The organism is Pontibacter fetidus (genome assembly GCF_010119545.1).
In the GTDB taxonomy this organism is placed as follows: Bacteria; Bacteroidota; Bacteroidia; order Cytophagales; family Hymenobacteraceae; genus Pontibacter; species Pontibacter fetidus.
The window spans coordinates 99,828-118,640 of sequence record NZ_JAAEAA010000001.1; the positions used below are offsets into that span (position 1 = coordinate 99,828).

Annotated in this window: 17 protein-coding genes; 10 read left to right on the forward strand and 7 right to left on the reverse strand. The window is 46.2% G+C overall.

The annotated features are described in order from the left end of the window. Positions 1–67: 67 nt before the first annotated feature. The 3 genes from trpB to GWO68_RS00400 are packed head-to-tail and all read left to right on the forward strand — an operon-like array spanning position 68 to position 3,037. Positions 68–1,258: a tryptophan synthase subunit beta gene (gene trpB / locus GWO68_RS00390; protein ID WP_162344420.1), complete on the forward strand. Its 1,191-nt coding sequence runs from the start codon at positions 68–70 to the stop codon at positions 1,256–1,258. Beyond that, a complete protein-coding gene (gene trpA / locus GWO68_RS00395) occupies positions 1,248–2,030 on the forward strand; it encodes a tryptophan synthase subunit alpha (protein WP_162344421.1) in 783 nt (260 codons plus the stop codon). The genes trpB and trpA overlap by 11 nt, the downstream gene beginning before the upstream one ends. Next, positions 2,027–3,037 (forward strand): bifunctional 3-deoxy-7-phosphoheptulonate synthase/chorismate mutase, encoded by a 1,011-nt coding sequence (locus GWO68_RS00400; RefSeq protein ID WP_162344422.1) that lies wholly within the window; start codon positions 2,027–2,029, stop codon positions 3,035–3,037. Before trpA ends, GWO68_RS00400 begins: the two co-directional genes overlap by 4 nt. 492 nt (positions 3,038–3,529) lie before the next feature. Here GWO68_RS00400 and GWO68_RS00405 read toward each other — a convergent pair whose 3' ends face one another. Beyond that, on the reverse strand, positions 3,530–5,575 hold the full coding sequence (locus GWO68_RS00405) for a S9 family peptidase (RefSeq protein ID WP_162344423.1): 2,046 nt from the start codon (positions 5,573–5,575) through the stop codon (positions 3,530–3,532). A 426-nt stretch (positions 5,576–6,001) separates the two neighbouring features. On the opposite strand from GWO68_RS00405, the gene hisH reads away from it, so the two are divergent. From hisH to hisIE, 4 genes are all read left to right on the forward strand, one after another. Beyond that, complete coding sequence (gene hisH, locus GWO68_RS00410) at positions 6,002–6,583, forward strand: imidazole glycerol phosphate synthase subunit HisH (RefSeq protein ID WP_162344424.1); 582 nt, start codon at positions 6,002–6,004, stop codon at positions 6,581–6,583. Next, positions 6,580–7,302: a 1-(5-phosphoribosyl)-5-[(5-phosphoribosylamino)methylideneamino]imidazole-4-carboxamide isomerase gene (hisA, locus tag GWO68_RS00415; RefSeq protein WP_162344425.1), complete on the forward strand. Its 723-nt coding sequence runs from the start codon at positions 6,580–6,582 to the stop codon at positions 7,300–7,302. Before hisH ends, hisA begins: the two co-directional genes overlap by 4 nt. After that, positions 7,296–8,054: an imidazole glycerol phosphate synthase subunit HisF gene (gene hisF, locus GWO68_RS00420; protein WP_162344426.1), complete on the forward strand. Its 759-nt coding sequence runs from the start codon at positions 7,296–7,298 to the stop codon at positions 8,052–8,054. The genes hisA and hisF overlap by 7 nt, the downstream gene beginning before the upstream one ends. A gap of 154 nt (positions 8,055–8,208) precedes the next feature. Continuing rightward, positions 8,209–8,817, forward strand: coding sequence for a bifunctional phosphoribosyl-AMP cyclohydrolase/phosphoribosyl-ATP diphosphatase HisIE (gene hisIE / locus GWO68_RS00425; protein ID WP_162344427.1), 609 nt, complete (start codon positions 8,209–8,211; stop codon positions 8,815–8,817). A gap of 60 nt (positions 8,818–8,877) precedes the next feature. Here hisIE and GWO68_RS00430 read toward each other — a convergent pair whose 3' ends face one another. From GWO68_RS00430 to GWO68_RS00440, 3 genes are read right to left on the reverse strand one after another with little or no spacing between them, the layout of a single operon-like run. Continuing rightward, a complete protein-coding gene (locus GWO68_RS00430; RefSeq protein ID WP_162344428.1) occupies positions 8,878–9,459 on the reverse strand; it encodes a DUF6252 family protein in 582 nt (193 codons plus the stop codon). 45 nt (positions 9,460–9,504) lie between these two features. Further along, entirely contained in the window at positions 9,505–10,371 is an 867-nt protein-coding gene (locus tag GWO68_RS00435; RefSeq protein WP_162344429.1) for an alpha/beta fold hydrolase, read from the reverse strand. A 25-nt stretch (positions 10,372–10,396) separates the two neighbouring features. Next, a complete protein-coding gene (locus tag GWO68_RS00440; RefSeq protein ID WP_162344430.1) occupies positions 10,397–10,945 on the reverse strand; it encodes a TetR/AcrR family transcriptional regulator in 549 nt (182 codons plus the stop codon). Positions 10,946–11,078: 133 nt separating this feature from the next. Between GWO68_RS00440 and GWO68_RS17985 the strand changes: the two genes are divergently transcribed. After that, complete coding sequence (locus tag GWO68_RS17985; RefSeq protein WP_162344431.1) at positions 11,079–12,785, forward strand: AsmA family protein; 1,707 nt, start codon at positions 11,079–11,081, stop codon at positions 12,783–12,785. Positions 12,786–12,893: 108 nt separating this feature from the next. Here the strand turns inward: GWO68_RS17985 and GWO68_RS00450 are convergent, their stop codons facing one another. Continuing rightward, a complete protein-coding gene (locus GWO68_RS00450; protein WP_162344432.1) occupies positions 12,894–14,672 on the reverse strand; it encodes a chloride channel protein in 1,779 nt (592 codons plus the stop codon). A gap of 172 nt (positions 14,673–14,844) precedes the next feature. On the opposite strand from GWO68_RS00450, the gene GWO68_RS00455 reads away from it, so the two are divergent. Together GWO68_RS00455 and GWO68_RS00460 are read left to right on the forward strand one after the other, a co-directional pair. Beyond that, entirely contained in the window at positions 14,845–15,654 is an 810-nt protein-coding gene (locus tag GWO68_RS00455) for a metallophosphoesterase (RefSeq protein WP_162344433.1), read from the forward strand. A gap of 131 nt (positions 15,655–15,785) precedes the next feature. Continuing rightward, a complete protein-coding gene (locus tag GWO68_RS00460; protein WP_162344434.1) occupies positions 15,786–16,709 on the forward strand; it encodes a universal stress protein in 924 nt (307 codons plus the stop codon). A gap of 29 nt (positions 16,710–16,738) precedes the next feature. On the opposite strand, the gene nhaA is transcribed toward GWO68_RS00460, so the two are convergent. Continuing rightward, positions 16,739–18,091 carry a Na+/H+ antiporter NhaA gene (gene nhaA, locus GWO68_RS00465; RefSeq protein ID WP_235941882.1) on the reverse strand — a complete coding sequence of 451 codons (1,353 nt, stop codon included), beginning with the start codon at positions 18,089–18,091 and terminating at the stop codon, positions 16,739–16,741. 75 nt (positions 18,092–18,166) lie between these two features. Continuing rightward, positions 18,167–18,793 carry a carbonic anhydrase gene (locus GWO68_RS00470; RefSeq protein ID WP_162344435.1) on the reverse strand — a complete coding sequence of 209 codons (627 nt, stop codon included), beginning with the start codon at positions 18,791–18,793 and terminating at the stop codon, positions 18,167–18,169. Between the last annotated feature and the right edge of the window lie 20 nt (positions 18,794–18,813).

Consider the following 18,813-nt stretch of genomic DNA (forward strand, 5'->3'; position numbering starts at 1 on the left):
TAAGAGCACAAGATTGTGGTTTTTAATAACTCATAACTTTTAACTCTTAACTTTTAACTAGAATAACATGAAATACACAGTTGACGAATACGGGTTCTATGGCAGATTTGGCGGGGCGTATATCCCGGAAATGCTGTACCCGAATGTGGAGGAGCTGCGGTTAAACTACCTAAAGATAATGTCTGAGCCAGACTTCCAGGAAGAGCTGCAAGCTTTGCTGAAAGACTATGTGGGCCGGCCAACACCGCTTTACTTTGCCAAGCGCCTCTCCGAAAAATATAACACCAACATCTACCTGAAGCGCGAAGACCTGAACCACACTGGGGCGCATAAGATCAACAATACGGTCGGACAGGTGCTGATGGCAAAACGACTGGGCAAGAAGCGCATTATAGCCGAAACCGGTGCCGGTCAGCATGGTGTGGCAACGGCTACGGTATGTGCACTAATGGGACTGGAATGTATCGTGTACATGGGTGAAGTAGACATTGAACGACAAGAACCTAATGTAGCCAGGATGAAAATGTTAGGCGCTACTGTAGTGCCTGCAACCAGCGGCAGCAAAACCCTGAAAGATGCCACCAACGAAGCCATCCGCGACTGGATCAATAACCCCGAAGACACTTATTACATCATTGGTTCTGTAGTTGGCCCACACCCGTACCCGGATATGGTGGCGCGCTTCCAATCAGTTATTTCAGAAGAGGTAAAGGCGCAACTTAAAGAGAAAACCGGTAGCGAAAACCCGGATTATGTGGTGGCTTGTGTGGGCGGCGGCAGCAACGCAGCTGGTGCTTTCTATCATTACCTGGATACACCTGAAGTGAAACTTATTGCTGTAGAAGCTGCAGGTTTGGGTGTAGATTCTGGTGAGTCGGCCGCTACTTCAGTATTAGGTAGAGAAGGTATCATCCATGGCAGCCGCACACTCTTGATGCAGACCGAAGATGGTCAGGTGACAGAGCCATATTCTATTTCGGCGGGACTTGATTATCCGGGAGTTGGACCGTTGCATGCTCATTTACACCAGTCCGGCAGAGCCATTTTTGAAAGTATAACCGATGACGAGGCGCTTCAGGCAGTGCTGGAACTGACCAGACTGGAAGGAATTATACCGGCCCTGGAAAGCGCGCACGCCCTGGCCGCACTTGGCAAAATCGGTGCTAAGCCCGACGAAACTATAGTTGTGAACCTGTCCGGTCGTGGCGATAAAGATTTAACTACTTATTTAGACAGATTTGAGCTGCATGGAAAATAGAATCAAAACACTTTTCAAACGTAAGCCACAGGGCCTACTATCGGTTTATTTTACAGCTGGTTACCCGAACATAGAAGATACGGTGCCGATCATTTTGGAGCTTGAAAAGAACGGCGTAGACCTGATCGAAATTGGTATGCCTTTTTCTGACCCCCTGGCTGACGGACCAACTATACAACAGAGCAGCACAATTGCGCTGCGCAACGGTATGACCATTCCGAAGCTGTTTGAGCAACTAAAGGCTATCCGGAAATACACGCAAATTCCGCTCGTACTAATGGGCTACCTGAATCCGGTAATGCAGTATGGCGTGGAGCGGTTCTGCCAGGAAGCCAGTGAAATTGGTATTGATGGCATCATTCTGCCCGACCTGCCACTTTCAGATTATGTGCGGGAGTATAAAAGTCTGTTTGAGCAGCATAACCTGAGCAAGATCTTCCTGATTTCACCGCAGACAACAGAGCAACGCATTAGAGAGATCGACAGCCATACCAACGGGTTTATTTACATGGTTTCGTCGGCATCGGTGACAGGTGGCACTAATGGTAACGCAGTAGCAAATACTGATTATTTCCAGCGTGTAGCTGGTATGCAACTTCAGAATCCCGGCATTATAGGCTTCGGCATACATAACCGCGAAACATTTACCCAGGCCTGTAACCATGCCAGTGGCGCCATTATCGGCAGTGCTTTTATAAAAGCATTAGTCCGGGAAGGCAGCCTGCAGCACAACATCAAGTCATTCATCCAAAGCATTAAACAAGAAGCATGATCATACAATTGCAGCAAGGTATTCCTGCTGAACTGAAAGAAACTATCCTGCAGCAGGTAAATGCTGTTGGATTTAAAGCGAACGAGGTACTAACGCAGGAGGGCCATTACATCGTAGGCATCGGCAAGAAGGATTTCGATATCCGGACAATCGGGCAGTTGCCTGGTGTGGCCGATATTCATCGTGTGTCGGATGAGTACAAGCTGATTTCACGCAAATGGAAAGTTGAACCAACCTGCATTGATTTGGGTGATGGTGTGGTGATCGGGGAAGGGCAGTTCAGCATTATGGCAGGTCCGTGCTCTATCGAAAGTGAGAAGCAGATCGAGCTGGTGGTACAGCATTTGGTTGAGAATGATGTGAAGATCATGCGTGGTGGTGTTTTCAAACCGCGAAGCTCTCCTTACGCCTTTCGTGGGTTAGGTTTGGAAGGTTTACAACTGTTTCACCGCATTTGCCGCGAGCATGGTATCAAGATCATTACCGAAGTAATGCAGGTATCGCAGATTGAAGACATGATTGATTACGTAGATGTGTTCCAGGTGGGAGCCCGTAACAGCCAAAACTTTAATTTACTGGATGCGCTGGGCGAAGCGCAGAAACCGGTGCTGCTGAAACGAGGAATCTCCGGAACTATAGAAGAACTGCTGCAGGCCGCAGAATACATTTTCTCTAACGGCAACGAAAAGATCATGCTCTGCGAGCGCGGCATCCGTGGGTATGAAAATGCCTACCGCAACATCCTGGATCTGAATGCTGTGCCTGTACTGAAAGCCAAAACACACCTGCCGGTTATAGTTGATCCGTCACATGGTATCGGGCTACGTGATTATGTGGAAGAAATGTCGTTGGCAGCTGTGATGGCCGGTGCAGACGGCGTGATCTACGAAACACATCAAAAGCCAGAAGAAGCTTTCTCGGATGGTCAGCAGACACTGAACTTCAAGGAATCTGAGCGGATGATCCGGCGCATGCGACAAGCCTATAATTTGCGGGAGAGTTTTTGATTTCGTTGATCGTTATTCGGATTCATGGTGTGAGTATCCTCGCTAGTGTCTGGACCAGTCGGATTAAAAATCCGACATTATTGTAAGACACTGATCACAGATCCGCGCCAGCAAAGTAAGCCCTCGCTCGCGTCCCGCGAGTGTGAGCTATTGGGTGGCGTCTCGCCACATTACACTATAATTTTAAATTTAGGTAACTATAGACTGTAGTTATAGTTTGAAGCGGCCAGAGGCCGCAGGTAACACACACTCGCGGGACGCGAGCGAGGACAGAGGATTTTAATATTGTTCAACTAAACTCTCCTGTCATTCTGTAAAGAAACTTGGCGGAAGGGAGGTTAAGCCTATGCTACAGGCCACAAGATCCTTTCAGGATGACAAAAGGATGATGAAACTTAACTGTCGTCAAGAGACCTTTTCAATACAATCAAACTATAGCCAAACTATAGCAACAAAAAAGCCCGGTACAGCTAAGTACCGGGCTTTTATAGTTTAGTTGTTGGTTGGTTTCAGCGTCTCGTCGAGCCATTTAAAGAACTCACTCTGCCAAACTATAGCGTTTTGCGGCTGTAGTACCCAGTGGTTCTCATCTGGTAAGTATAACAGGCGGCTCTTAATGCCTTTCAGCTGTGCCAACTGGAATGCCTGCAGCCCTTGCTCAATACCCACACGGAAATCCTGGCCACCCTGAACGATCAGGATTGGGGTGTTCCATTTATTTGCGTGCTCGATCGGGTTAAACTCCTTATAAGCTTTTGGAGCTTTAGTATCCCAATAAGGGCCTTTCAGTTCGTTGTTTGCAAAGAAAAGCTCCTCGGTAGTGCCATACCAGCTGCGCATATCAAACAGACCGTCGTGGGCGATAAACGTTTTGAAGCGTCCTTCGTGCAGGCCTGCCAGCATAAATACGGAGTAACCACCATAGCTGGCACCAACTGCACCCAGTCTGTCTTTGTCCACATATTTTTCTTTGGCTACATCATCAATCGCAGTCAGGTAATCGCGAATGGCCTGGCCGCCCCAGTCGCCACTGATCTGGCGGTTCCATTCGTCGCCGTGGCCCGGCATGCCGCGTCTGTTTGGTGCAACCACAATGTACCCATTAGCTGCCATCAGCTGCATGTTCCAGCGGTAAGAATAGTATTGTGTAAGCGCTGATTGAGGTCCGCCCTGGCAGTAAAGCAAGGTTGGGTACTTTTTGTTTGGGTCGAAATCTGGCGGATAAACAACCCACGAGAACAGGTCTTTGCCATCGGTAGCTTTGGTAATGCGTGGCTCAACTTTGCTCAGTGAAAGCTTGCTGTAAATTGCGTCATTAACATTGGTAAGTTGCGTTAGCTTACCAGATTTTGAGTCAACACGGAAAAGCTCTGCAGCGTGGTTCATGTCGGTGCGCGACACGATCAGGCTGTTACCTGACTGGCCAGCAATGTCATTGATATCAAACTGGCCTTTCGTAACCTGCTTAATATTTTTAGCCGAGAACTTGCCCAGGTTTTTCGGTAACTCAACTTCAAAAAGCTGAATGGTACCTTTGGTAGGCGCTACAAACCAGATCTTGCTGCCATCTTTGCTCCAGGTAAACGAGTTTATAGTTTCGTCCCAGTCTTTGGTCAGGTTGTATTTTTTACCTGATTTTACATCCGAAATGATCAGCTCATTCTGGTCAGCTTCGTTGCCGTCTTCATCCATTGCCAGCCAGGCCAGTTTTGTGCCGTCTTCGGAGTAAGCTGGTGCTGTGTCGTAGCCTTTGTTGCTTTCTGTATAGTTGCTCGTTTTACCAGAGGCCAGGTCATAGCGGTAAATATCGGTGTTGGTGCTAACTGCATATTCTTTACCAAACTTCTTTTTGCTAACGTAAAGTATAGCTTTGCTATCCGGGCTCCAGATCATGTCTTCCAGTCCGCCGAAAGGCATTTGCGGTGTATCGTGTGGCTCACCTGGCATAATGTCGGTAGCCGTACCTATTTTGCCATCGTTGTAGGGAGCAAAGAAAACGTGCTGAAACTTACCATCTTCCCAGGTATCCCAGTGACGGTAGTTCAGGTCGTCGTACACATAAGCGTTCGCTTTCTTAAGTTTTGGGTACATATCAGAGCTATGTACTTTTTTTACTTCCACCTCGCGCGAAAACAACACATACTTTCCATCCGGAGAGAAGCGAATATTGCTCAGGCCGCCTTCAAAGTTGGTTAGTTGCTTCGGCTCGCCTTTTCCGCCGGTTAGTTGCCATAGTTGGCCTTTGTGCAGGTAAATGATGTTCCCGGCCTTGTCGATATGCACTACGCTTTCGCCACCCTTTGTAGAGGTGATCTGTGTTGGTTGTCCGCCAGTTACGGGAATACGGTAGAGGTTTCGCTCGCTGCTGTTCTCGTCCATATTTACATAGCCAACACCGTATATTACCGATTTGCCATCGGGTGTTACCGTTTCAGCCGAAACACGGCCTAGTTTCCAGAGTAATTCCGGAGTCATGCGCTGTTGTGCCTGCGCCATAGTTACAGCAAACACGCCAGCAAGTACAAGTATCTTTTTCATAATCCAAATGTAACCTAAATGCTGCTATTTAGAAATGATAGTTGCGCAAAGAGATTACAGGATTTTGTAGTTCCTGAACTATAGTTGTCTTATATTTGCAGCAATGAAAGGCACAATGGCTCATATGCACCATCATCATGCACGAAGCAACAGTTTCGGAGCCGCTTGCCTATGGATTTGCTAGAAGTATAAACGTATATATCCAAAAAGCCTGACTCCGAAACGAGTCAGGCTTTTTTGTTTTAGTCTGAATCAGGATTTTCAGGATTTGGAAGGATATACAGGATGTAAACTTTATCAGTACTGGCGCGGAAGTTTCTTCCGTGTCGGAGTATAAAAGCGAATCTGAGATTCGCAACTATAGCAAGGCACGAAAATGATTTTCGCGCCAGAACTTTAAACTTTTAACTCTAAACTCTTAACTAAATGAATCTGGTTATAGTTGATTACAAGGCTGGTAACGTGCAGTCGGTGATGTTTGCGCTGGAGCGGCTGGGTATAAATGCTACCCTGAGCTGCGACTTCGAAACTATAAAGTCGGCTGACAAGGTGATCTTCCCGGGCGTAGGCGAAGCTTCGTCAGCCATGACCCAACTGAAGTCCCGCAACCTGGACAAGCTGTTACCGACACTGGAGCAACCCTTTTTTGGCGTTTGTCTGGGCATGCAGCTGCTTTGCCAGCACTCCGAAGAAGGCAATACCGATCTTTTGGGAATTATTCCGTTGCCGGTGAAGCGAATTGAGACAGACCTGAAAGTACCGCACATGGGCTGGAACCAGCTGGAGAACTTACAGTCGCCACTTTTTGTAGGTATAAAAGAGCAGGACTTTGTATACTATGTACACAGTTATTACGTGCCGATGAGTGAGTATACCATTGCCCAGACTTCGTACCCGGAGCCATTTTCGGCTGCTTTACACTATAAAAACTTTTACGCTGCGCAGTTTCACCCTGAAAAAAGCGGACCTGCAGGCTCTCAAATCCTGAAAAACTTTTTAGCCCTATGATGGAGATCATCCCAGCAATAGACATAATTGGCGGCCAGTGCGTACGCCTCACCGAAGGCGACTTTGCCCAGCAAACCACTTACGACAGTAACCCGCTGGAAGTAGCCAAACGATTCGAAGCGCATGGTATTAAGCGCCTACATTTAGTTGACCTGGATGGTGCCCGCGCCAAGAAACCCGTGAACCTGGCCGTATTGGAGACTATAGCTGCCAACACTAACTTAACGATTGATTTTGGCGGTGGCTTGCAGTCTGATGAGGCGGTAAAGCAGGCATTTGATGCGGGTGCCACCCATATCACAGCCGGAAGTATAGCCGTGCGCGAACCTGAAACGGTTAAGAACTGGCTGATAAAGTATGGTCCGGAAAAGATCATCATCGGGGCAGATTTCAAAGGTACCAACATTGCCATCAGCGCCTGGACCGAAGAAAGCAAATACCCGCTGCAGGATTTTATATCTGGCTATGTAAAAACGGGTGCCAAGCTGTTTATCTGCACCGATGTGAGCAAAGACGGAAAACTGCAGGGGCCATCCATCAACACGTATCGTCACCTTAAACTTGCCTTACCCGAAGCAGATATTATTGCCAGTGGCGGTGTTACAACTATAGCTGACCTGGAGCAGTTGCAGGAAATTGGTGTAGCCGGTGCAATCATCGGTAAAGCCATTTATGAAGGCACTATATTATTGAAAGACTTAGCGCGATTTATATGTTAACCAAACGCATTATTCCCTGCCTGGATATTAAAGACGGCCGTACCGTAAAGGGTATTCAGTTTGAGAACATCAGGGATGCAGGCGACCCGGTAGAACTGGCCAAATGGTATGCCGAGCAAGGAGCTGACGAACTGGTTTTCCTGGACATTACCGCTACCAATGAAGAGCGCAAGACCTTTGCCGAACTGGTGCGCGATATTGCGCGCCACATCGACATTCCGTTTACCGTGGGTGGTGGCATCAGCTCGGTGGCCGACGTGGAAGTATTACTGATGGCAGGTGCTGATAAGGTATCTATCAATTCATCTGCTATCCGCAACCCGGAGCTAGTGAGAGAATTAGCCGACCGTTTTGGCAGCCAGTGTGTGACTGTAGCCATCGACACCAAATATACAGAAGTCAGCGGCTGGAAGGTATATACCCGTGCCGGAACTATAGAAACTGAATGGGCAACTATAGCCTGGGCTAAAAAAGTGGTAGAACTGGGTGCCGGCGAGATTCTGCTGACAAGTATGAACAACGATGGTACCAAAGCAGGTTTTGCACTGGATATTACCAAAGCGGTTTCAGAAGCTGTTTCGGTTCCGGTAATTGCCTCAGGCGGTGCAGGCAACATGCAGCATTTTGCAGATGCTTTTAACAGCGCTCATGCCGATGCCGCTTTAGCTGCCAGCCTGTTTCATTTCCGAGAACTGGGAATACCTGAACTAAAGCGGTTTCTGAAATTGCAGGGGGTAGATATAAGAATATAGAATTTCTGGCGCGGAAGTTACTTTCGTGTCGAAATATAAAAGCGAATCTGAGATTCGCAACTGTAGCAAGGCACGAAAATAATTTTCGCGCCAAGTAAGCCAGGTTAGAAAACACCTCTCTAACTTTTTAACTTCTAAACTTTCTAACTATAAGATGTTGGATTTCGATAAAATGGGCGGATTGGTGCCCGCTATAATTCAGGACGAGCATACCAGCCAGGTACTGATGTTGGGTTACATGAACCAGGAAGCACTTGATAAAACACGGCAGGAGGGACTTGTAACCTTCTTTTCCCGCTCCAAAAACCGCCTCTGGACTAAAGGAGAAACCTCTGGTAATACACTGCAGGTGGTAAGTATAGCCGAAGACTGCGACAACGATTCTATACTCATAAAAGTAAAGCCTAACGGCCCAACCTGCCATACCGGAGCAACCAGTTGTTTTGGCGAAGAACAGACTGCTAAAAGAGCAAAAGCGATTCAGTTTATCGCTCAACTGGAAGAGGTAATACAACAACGCAAAGCCAATCCGGCAGAAGGCTCTTATACAAATTTCCTGTACGAAAAAGGTATAAACAAGATAGCGCAGAAAGTAGGGGAGGAAGCCGTAGAAACTGTTATTGATGCGGTGGCTGGTAAATTAGATACCATGAAAGGCGAGGCGGCAGACCTGATCTACCACCTGTTGGTGCTATTGGCTGCAACTGGCTTAGAACTGGCCGATGTGGTAACTGTGTTGCAGGAGCGCCATCAGAAGAAATAAATAGTATAACTATTATGTAAAACAGCGACAAGAATTACCTATACTTGTCGCTGTTGTTTTTTAAAGGGTTGCTTTCAGTTTAGCGTTTGCGAAAGTACCGGTTATAGTTACGTCGCAGCTTCTTGGGTTAGTAGGTGAGGTAGCAGTTGGATCAGGTACATTTTCCATTGTTAACTCAAAAGTGCCACTAATGAGTTGGTGCTTTTCGTTATAGTTCGTGATTTCCACAGAGCCGTTCATTGCGTTTGCCTGGCTGAAGAATACTGATCCTGATGTAGGACTGGTAGCATAACTATAGCTGGTTTTTGCTTTTCCGTTATCCGGGTTCGGAAGTGATTTTAATACGTAATTTCCGACATACCCACTTGGCAGGTCAGCTTCTGCTATTTCGAAGGATATATCATCTTTATCACCACCTACATAAATGGTTAGTCTTTCGTTTTCAGTTAAAAACGCGCTTTGCAAATTAGCAGATGTGTAGGTGGCATTTTTGGTTTCATGATTATCATGGTACATAAATGCCCGGTGCATAGTTAGCGCCATTTCCGGGATAACTTCGTCAGCATCTCCGCCATCGGTGTCGCAGGAAAAATTTAAGAAAGTTAAGGCAGCCAGGCTAAAATACAGTAATGTCTTTTTCATACGTTTTATTTTACAAACTGCTTAACCAAGATGATGCCAGATATATTAATTTGCTAATATAAATTGCTGAATTGCTTCGGCAACTTCCCCGCCACGTTCTTCCTGCACAAAATGCCCGGCTTTATATTTTATCACTTTTGCATTTGGAAATTCCTGTTCCCATTTACCCAGGAAATGAAGTGGTAGCAGTTTGTCTTTTTCGCCCCAAAGTATGAGTTTGTTTATAGTTCGTAGGTTTTGGCGCTGGTTCCATAGTTCAGCAAAGTAAGGGTTAGCATCTTGTAAGGCAACTGCAAATTTCCAGGTTCCTGTTTTGTTTGCTGTAAGAGGGCGCTGGTAATGGGCTTTAATGTCGCGCGTAAGGTGTTTGCGCTCGTGGTAGCCTTGTGGTAAAAGTATAGTTGCCGAAAAGCCTAACTGCAGGTATAAAAAACGTCCAATCCTTCCTGCCATAAACTCACTGATTTTCATCATTCGCTTTTCGTGTTCCAGACTCCACATCCAGGTATTCAGGATCACAAGGTTCTTCACGTTTTCGGGGTAACGCAAAGCGTAGCGTAACCCAATTGGTCCTCCAAAATCATGCACCACCAGTGTGATATTCTTTACTTGCAAATGAGCCAGTAGTGCTTCCAGGTTGTTGGCATGCGCTTCGGGGGTATAAGCAAACGTATGCTCTGCAGGCTTATCAGATAAGCCAAAGCCGAGATGGTCTGGCGCGATACATCTGAAATTACGGCTCAATGATTTTATTTGCTGGCGCCATAAAAAAGACCAGGTAGGCGTGCCATGTACAAAAACTATAGCATCACCCTGGCCTTCATCTAAGTAATGCATCCGGCCGGCGGGCAACTGCAATGTGTGGTGCGCAAACGGGTATAAGATGCGGTCAAGCCATTTCGGAGAGTTCATCGCTTTATAGTTTAAAGGTACAGGTTTATCCTCTTTTATACTTCATGATCAGCAACGTGGCTACATCGTCAATCGGATAATTGTCATGTAAAAGATAGTGATGCGCCATACCATCTACAGATGCAAAAAGCAACTTAGCTTCCAAATCGGGAAAGGGGATACCTGCTTCAACAAGATCCTGTTTTATATGTGCCTCTACAAAAGTGGTTTGCTCAGCCATCAGTTGCCTTACAACCACCGATTGCATCCTGATACTGTGCAATAGTTTCCAGAACTCCTTTTTCTCTTTCAGCAACTTAACCGTTTGCCGTATATGCTGCTCAATTCCGGAGCCAGTGCTATCGTGTGTTTCCTGTAAAGTAACCTTTATATCGTTTATACCGCGCTTAAAAATTTCATCCAGCAGTTCGTCTTTGCTTTTGAAATAATTGTAAAGCAAGCCCAGCGAAATTCCAGCATCTGCGGCTATCGTCCGGATGGAGGTAGCTTCGAAGCCCTGCAATGCAAAAAGGCGCAAAGCCACCGTTAATAGCTTGTTTATAGTTTGTTCTCTCTTCTCCTCAAATCTATTCATGAAATTGAATGAACGTTTGTTCAATATTAAACTATAGTTTTTGGGTTACCAAGTAAAATTTTGATCCCGTATGTAACCAGTTGTTGAACAGGGCTGAAAGATTAGCGTATGTAGCCTAAACTTAAACACATCCGTGAATTTCAGATCGCTGCTTCGTAAATGGTGGGCCTGGGCTATAGTTGTTCTATTGCTCTTGTTCGGTATAACTATAGTGCTTACAAAACGCTATTTCACACCCTGGTTAAAAGATAAGTTGGAAACCACCGTGCACGCGCAGACCAAAGGCTTGTATACGCTGAAACTATACGGGTTTAGCACCTCGTTGCCGGGAGCTCGTATAGCTGCCGATAGTGTACATTTTATACCGGACTTTACGGTTTGGGAGAAACATGATAAGGCAGCGAAAAAAGGTACTCCCCAAAAAGACAAAGTGCCCCGCACCTTGCTGGATCTGCGCACAAATGAACTCGTTATTTCTGGCGTTAATTTTTTAGAAATACTGCAGGGCAAACCGCTTGATGTGCGGTTACTGAAAGTGCAGCAACCTGTTTTGCAGGTAACAGAAATACGCCCGGACACCACGCAACAGCAAGAGCCTTTACATAAAATGCTGCAAGGCATTGCCAAAAACCTGCATATTAACCGTATTCAATTGCAGAACGGAACTATCAGGATAAAAGAAGGCCGAAAAGCAAAAACAGATAAGATTTACGCAGCAAATTTTACAATTGAAGTGGAGGACCTGCGGCTGGACAGTGCTTCGTTCTATGACCGGAACAGAGCTTATTATGCAAAAAATTTGGCGCTGGAGTCGGGAGAGGTTGGCTATAGTTTACCCGATGGGACTTATAAATTACAGGCAGGTGCTGTAAAAGCAAACACAGCAGATGGCACCCTGAACATTGGTGATTTTAAAGTGTTGCCCCTGCTGAAGTATAGCGAAATGGCACGCCGCGAAGGAAAGGCAATATCACGTATAAAACTGACAGTGCCCGAAATTAACGTAAGCGGTGTAAACTATAGCACGCATTCACGGTACAGCAACCTGGCAGCTAAACGGGTAGTCATTAAAAATCCGTCGTTGAGTGCTTACATGGACAAGAAAAACTACGTGCAGCGCGGCGAAAAACCATTGCCCCACGACCTGGTGCAGCAACTTAAAACCGGCTTAACTATAGCCCGGCTTAACGTACAAAACATGCAGGTTCGCTACGAGGAACTTGTTCCGGAAGCCACCCAAACCGGCAAACTGACCATTGAAAATATACAGGCAAGTATACGAAACATCAGCAACGACAAAAACCTGATGTCGGGCAAAACTCCTGCAGTTGCCCATGTGCGCGGAAGTATAAATGGTACGGCACCAATTAAAGCAACCATACGGTTAAACCTGCTCGACCCGGGTGGGTATCATACGTTAAAAGGTAGCGTAGGACCTGCCAACGCTGCTACGCTTAATCCTATATTGGAACCTACTGCTTTTATAAGTATTAAGGAAGGCCGAATTCAGAAAAGTGATTTTAGCATCGAACTGAACAGGACCAAAGCAACCGGAAACCTGAACCTATACTATAGCAACCTGAAAGTAGATGTATTGAGCAAAGACGAAGATAAACGCCAGACCTTCCGGAAAAAGATACTCTCTAAAATTGCGAACAAAGTGGTTTTAAAATCGGATAATCCAAAAGAAGGGGAGAGCTTGCGCCCAGGTCCGATAAACGTTGCCCGATCGCGCAAAAGATCTGTGATAAGTTATTGGAAGGATTGCCTCTTGAGTGGATTCAGAAGTGCCGCCGGTGTTGAGAAATTAGGCGCAGACCTGCAGGACCCGAACAGGTAAACTATAGTGCTGTTTGCCATAGTTCAGTAAGGTATAGTTTAGCAGTAAGTAATTTGCCAAAGGTGTATTTAAACAAACTATAGGGTTACAACTGAAACTATAGTTTCGCTACACATTTGTCGTCTTGATCAGCAGCTTTCTGTACTTTGTAAAAATGCTTGATTTGGAAACAAAGCCCAGGTATTTGTCACCCTCTACCACTGGAAGGTTCCAGGCTCCCGAAGTATCAAATTTCTTCATTACATCCGCCATGCTATCATCGTGTTGCACCAGCACAGGGGGCTTAACCATCAGCTCTTTGGTTTTAACGGTATCGTAGCGGGAGGTATTAAACATTATTTCACGGATATCTTCCAGGAGAATGATACCTGCCAGCGTGCCATTGGCATCAACTACCGGGAAAAGATTGCGGCGGGAATGGGCAATTACATCTACCAGATCGCGTAAAGTGGCTTCCGGACTAATGGCCTGAAATTCCGTTTCGATCAGGTGCCGGATCTTCATAATCCGAAGTACGGTCGCATCTTTATTGTGGGTAAGGAGCTGACCTTTTTGCGCCAGTTTCTTTGCCTCCAGAGAGTATGGTTCAAAATACTTTACAACCGCATACGAGGTAGCAGACACGATCATGAGCGGAATGATGAGTGCATAGCCGCCAGTAATTTCAGCTATCAGGAATATACCCATTAACGGAGCATGCATTACGCCACTAAGTATACCGGCCATGCCCACCATGGTAAAGCTGTTTACAGGCACATTTCCTAATGCGGTCAGGTTTACCAGTTTTGCAAAAAAGAAGCCCGCAAAGGCGCCAACAAACATGGAAGGGCCAAAATTACCACCTTTACCACCCGACACCAGCGTAAGCGTAGACGCAATTACTTTTACCAGCGCAAGCGCCCCTGCAAAACAAAGCACCACCCATTCGTTGGTTCCGAAAAACCGGAGCCAGCTGTCTTTCAACAGCAACTCTGCATTGTCGTGCTGCAACAGTTTTATGGCTTCGTAGCCCTGCCCGAAAAGTGGCGGAAACAACATGATGAGCAAGCCAAGGCATAAGCCTCCGATAAGGGCGCGTTTGTATACCTTACCGGCCAAGGGTTCAAATATCGCTTCTATCCAATGCACGGTGCGGGTATAGTATACCGATATCAGGCCAGTAAGTGCACCTAACACCATGTAAAAAGGAATATTGCCGGCGTAAAAATCATTTATCTTTTCTACATAAAAAAGCAGGTCTTCGTCGAGTGTAAGTGTAGAGCAAAGCGTACCGACTACAGCCGCAATCATAAGGGGTATGAAAGCAGAAATGCTTATATCTGTAAGTAGGATTTCGATGGCAAACAACACGCCTGCAACCGGTGCATTAAATACTGCCGCAACACCGGCAGCAGCGCCACAAGCAAGCAGTAGCGTGCGTTCGCGGTAATTTAAGTGGTACGACCGCCCGAAGTTTGACCCAATAGCAGAACCGGTAACAACTATAGGCGACTCTAGACCGGCAGAGCCACCAAAACCCGCCGTAATGCCACTGGTAATTACATACGAGTACATCTTACTTCTGCGGACGATGCTTGATTTCTGGGCAATGCTATAGAGGATACCGGCAGTACCGCCTTCTACTTTACCTTTAAAAAACAGCTGTATTACCATTACCGTCAGCAGGATACCAATAATAGGCAGCACAACCAGCAGCACCGGCGTATCGAGTAGGCGGCCACCATAGGCAAGCATAAGGTACAGGTAATGTACAATGGTTTTAAGTATAACGGCTGCCATACCTGCCGTAAGCCCTACAAGGGCACTGGAAATAAGCATAAACTCGCGGCTGGAGGTATGCCGGCGCAACCACAAAAGAGGTAATTTATACTTTTTATAAAGAGGCATTGGGGTAATATACGTTTCGATAGACACTGGCGCCCTGGCAAAGGTAATAACTAACCTTGGCAGGTACATTAAAAAAAAGATTTGCTTTACCGGCAATTTTTTAAAGCGGTTGCTCCAACCTGTGTACCTACTTTTCAGTTATAGGTTAGTCTGGTTGTGAAATTGCAGAAAGATGGCTCAAATTAAAGACCTAAGTAGTTACCTGGTGCAAACCGAAGCGCATGGCCCTTTTGATATCATTGGGGACGTGCACGGCTGCTTTGATGAGTTGCAGGAATTACTGGAAAAGCTTGGCTACCATCTGGCTTTTGACAAAGAAACGCATACCTTTCAGGTAACACACCCGGCAAAGCACAAAGCCGTTTTTGTAGGCGACCTGGCAGATCGTGGCCCTAAATCTCCGGAGGTAATACACCTAGTGATGGATATGGTATCGGCAAAGCAGGCATACTGTGTAAGCGGCAACCACGACGACAAACTATACCGCAAATTAATTGGCCGGAATGTGCAGGTACGGCATGGCCTGGAACACACCATGGAGCAGCTAAGCCATTGCAGCCCGGCTTTTATCGCAAGAATACGCGATTTTATGGGTAGCCTGCCTCACCATATTCTGTTGGATGAAGGCCGTTTGGTAATTGCACATGCCGGCCTCGCTGAGCACCTGCATGGCCGGCACAACCGCACTGTTCGTGACCTGTGCTTATATGGCCCTACTACCGGCGAAACCGATAAACATGGGTTACCTGTGCGCCTGGACTGGGCCGCCAACTATACCGGGCATGCAATTGTGGTGTATGGCCACACCCCTGTGCTGGAACCTGCCTGGCGCAACAACACCATAAACATTGATACAGGCTGCGTATTTGGGGGCAAACTTACATCGCTGCTTTACCCGGATAACATCCTTACTGCAGTAAAAGCGCACCGTGTATACGCCGAATCAGTCAGACCGTTCCTGCAACATCCTGCCAGCGCCTGATACGCTGGTGAGTATTATTTTGCTACATATTATATCTTTCCAAAACACAATTAACCTTAGTATGCGTAGTGTATTTAGCAGGTAAGATGCCTGTTAGTTACTTGTGTTCTGTTATTTAACGCTCTCCGATCATGGATACATGGAAAAAACTGCTGGTAACAATGGATTACAGCCGGATGGATGAAATTCAGGTTTGCTATACTGCTTTTCTGTGCCGGATATTACCCATCGGAAAAGTATATTTTGTGTATGTGCGCCAAAAGCAGGACATTCCGAAGGAGGTGTTGCAAAGCCTGAATATTACAGATGCCATGGATTCGCATCCGGAGGCCTTACAGGAAATGCAGAAACTTGTTCAACATTACTTTAGCGGCATAAATAATGTATACACTGAAGTACTGGTTAAAGACGGACATCCGGTAAAGGAGCTATTAAAAACTGCCAGACAATTAGAAGTTGACCTATTTGTAACGGGCCGTAAGCTGCGCCTTCGTGGTAGCGGTATACTTTCGCATAAACTGGTACATACAGGCGATGTAAGTGTTTTGCTGATACCTGAAACAGCGGAACCTAAGCTAGAACACATAGTGGTAAGTATCGATTTTTCTGAGTACTCTAAAATGACGCTGGCCTACATACAGCAACTTGCCAGCGCAAAACCTGAACTCCGAATTACCTGCCTACATGTTTATGAAGTACCAACCGGATATATTACACTTGGTGTGAGCTACGAAGAGTTTGATACCCGTACCAGACACTTTGCCGAAGACAAATTTGGGAAAATGATGGCCGAGTTTCCTGGGTTAGAGGGCCGCACTTACTTTAGCCTTGTGCGCAAAAATATATCAGATGATACCGGCGAAGTAGTGGTGTTGGAAGCAAACCGTGCCCGTGCCGACCTGCTTGTAGTGGGAGCACGTGGTATGTCAGGTGCGACCTTACTGTTAATGGGTAGCGTTACAGAAAAAATTATCCGTAAAAATGATGACATCCCGTTGCTGGTAATCAAAAAGAAAAATGAGAACCTTGGTTTCCTGGATGCACTGATCGGTTAAATAAATCTATAGTTTGTTAATTAGCGGAATCATATTTTCGCAGAACTTTTATACGTAAACCGAAGCAAGAGATAACCTATAGTTCCGGCGATAAGGGATGCGGCCAATATCCCGAACTTGGCTAAGGGGAGTAAGTTAGAATTTGTAAAGGCGAGGTTGGCAATAAAAATAGACATTGTAAACCCTATACCTCCCAACAACCCGGCACCGGCTACATGCAGCCAGCTAATATTGCCAGGTTTAGCGGTAACACCTGTTAGTGTAGCCAGCCAGGTAAATAATAAAATGCCTACAGGTTTGCCAAGTACAAGTCCCAGCATTATTCCCAGCACAACGGGGTCCCTGAAATCATCAAGCAAGCCAGCATCAATTCTAATGCCTGCGTTTGATAGCGCAAATATGGGCATAATAGCAAATGCTACCCATGGGTGCAAAGCATGCTCCAGGCGGCGAAGGGGAGAAAGGGCTGCTTTACAGTTTGTTTCTACGGTCTGCAAGGCATCCTGAAAATGGCCCTGCATCTCATCATCATCTTCAGGTTGTTGCAATAAAGTAGCCGCCTGTAGTGCTTCCAGGTCAGTGATGACATGTTGAGTGTAGGAAATAAATTGTTCTTCTGAAATTTTGGAGCGCGCAGGTATAGTTAAGGCCAGCAGTATACCAGCTATAGTGGCGTGCACTCCGGATAAAAGGAAAGCGACCCACATTATGATACCAAGGATAATGAAAAACCAGATCTTCCGGGATTTGAGGGCACTTAACACCAGTAATATACCAAACAGACCGATACCAAACCATAAGCTCAAGAAGTTTATATCCGATGTATAAAAAAGGGCTATTACTAGCACAGCACCTATATCATCAACTATAGCAAAAGCCACCAGAAACAGTTTAAGAGATACATTTACCCGGTCGCCGAGCAAAGTAAGGATGCCCAGTGCAAAAGCAATATCCGTGGCCATCGGGATACCCCATCCACCGGCACCTTCCTGGTTTGAGTTCAGGTAAAAGTAAATGAGGGCAGGCACGGCCATACCACCTAAGGCAGCAACTACCGGAAATGCAGCACTCCGAAATGATGATAGTTCTCCGGTTAGTATTTCTCGTTTTATTTCCAGGCCAACCACGAAGAAGAAGATCGCCATCAGGCCATCGTTTATCCAGAGAAGTATAGGTTTTGATAAGCCAAAATTACCGATACCAATCGTAAATGGCGTGTTCCAGGTGCTGAGGTATGTTTCGGCCCAGGGCGAGTTTGCCCATACAAGCGCAAGTGCGGTTACGGCCATGAGGAGTATGCCGCTAAATGCTTCAGCGCGCACAAACTCTTGAACCGGTTCAATTACTTTTTTTAATAAAGTAGGTCTTGTATAGTCTTGCAAAGTGCTGCAGGTTAAGTTATTACTGACTTAGTAATATTAACTTAACCTGCAGGGGTAAGGTTTTAAACTATAGCATTACGGTATCAACCCCAGAGCTTGCCATTCGCTTGTTGGCAGCGGCAGGTCTTTAATCAGGCCATTCTCAATATCCAGCACCCAGCCATGTACTGTAGGGTATTTTAATGATTTATAAGCACGGTGCATTACCGATGTGGTACAGATGTTTTTTACCTGGGCAATCACGTTCAGTTCGGCCAGTCTTTGCAGTTTGGCTTTTTCGGTTGGCAGGCTATCAATTTCCTGGCGGTTCTGGATATAGATATCGCGGATTGGGCTTACCCAGTTCTCAACTACGCCTGTAGCCGAACCTTTGTACGCAGCCTCAACGCCACCACAGCAATAATGCCCGCAAACAACTATGTGACGCACATCCAAAGCATCAACAGCATATTCCAGCACAGCTAGTAAATTCATATCGGTTAACGATACCTGGTTGGCAACATTACGGTGGATGAATAATTCGCCGGGCTCTGTTTGCGTAAAGCTGGAAATTGGCATACGGCTATCCGAACAACCGATGTAAAGAAAAGGTGGTTTCTGGCCCTGGGCCAGCTGTTTAAAATATTCAGGAGTCAGTTCAAGCTTTTCAGCTACCCACTTTTTGTTATTGTTTATCAGGTCAGTGTAATCGTGGTAGTGCATGTGCCTTTAGTTTATGTTCA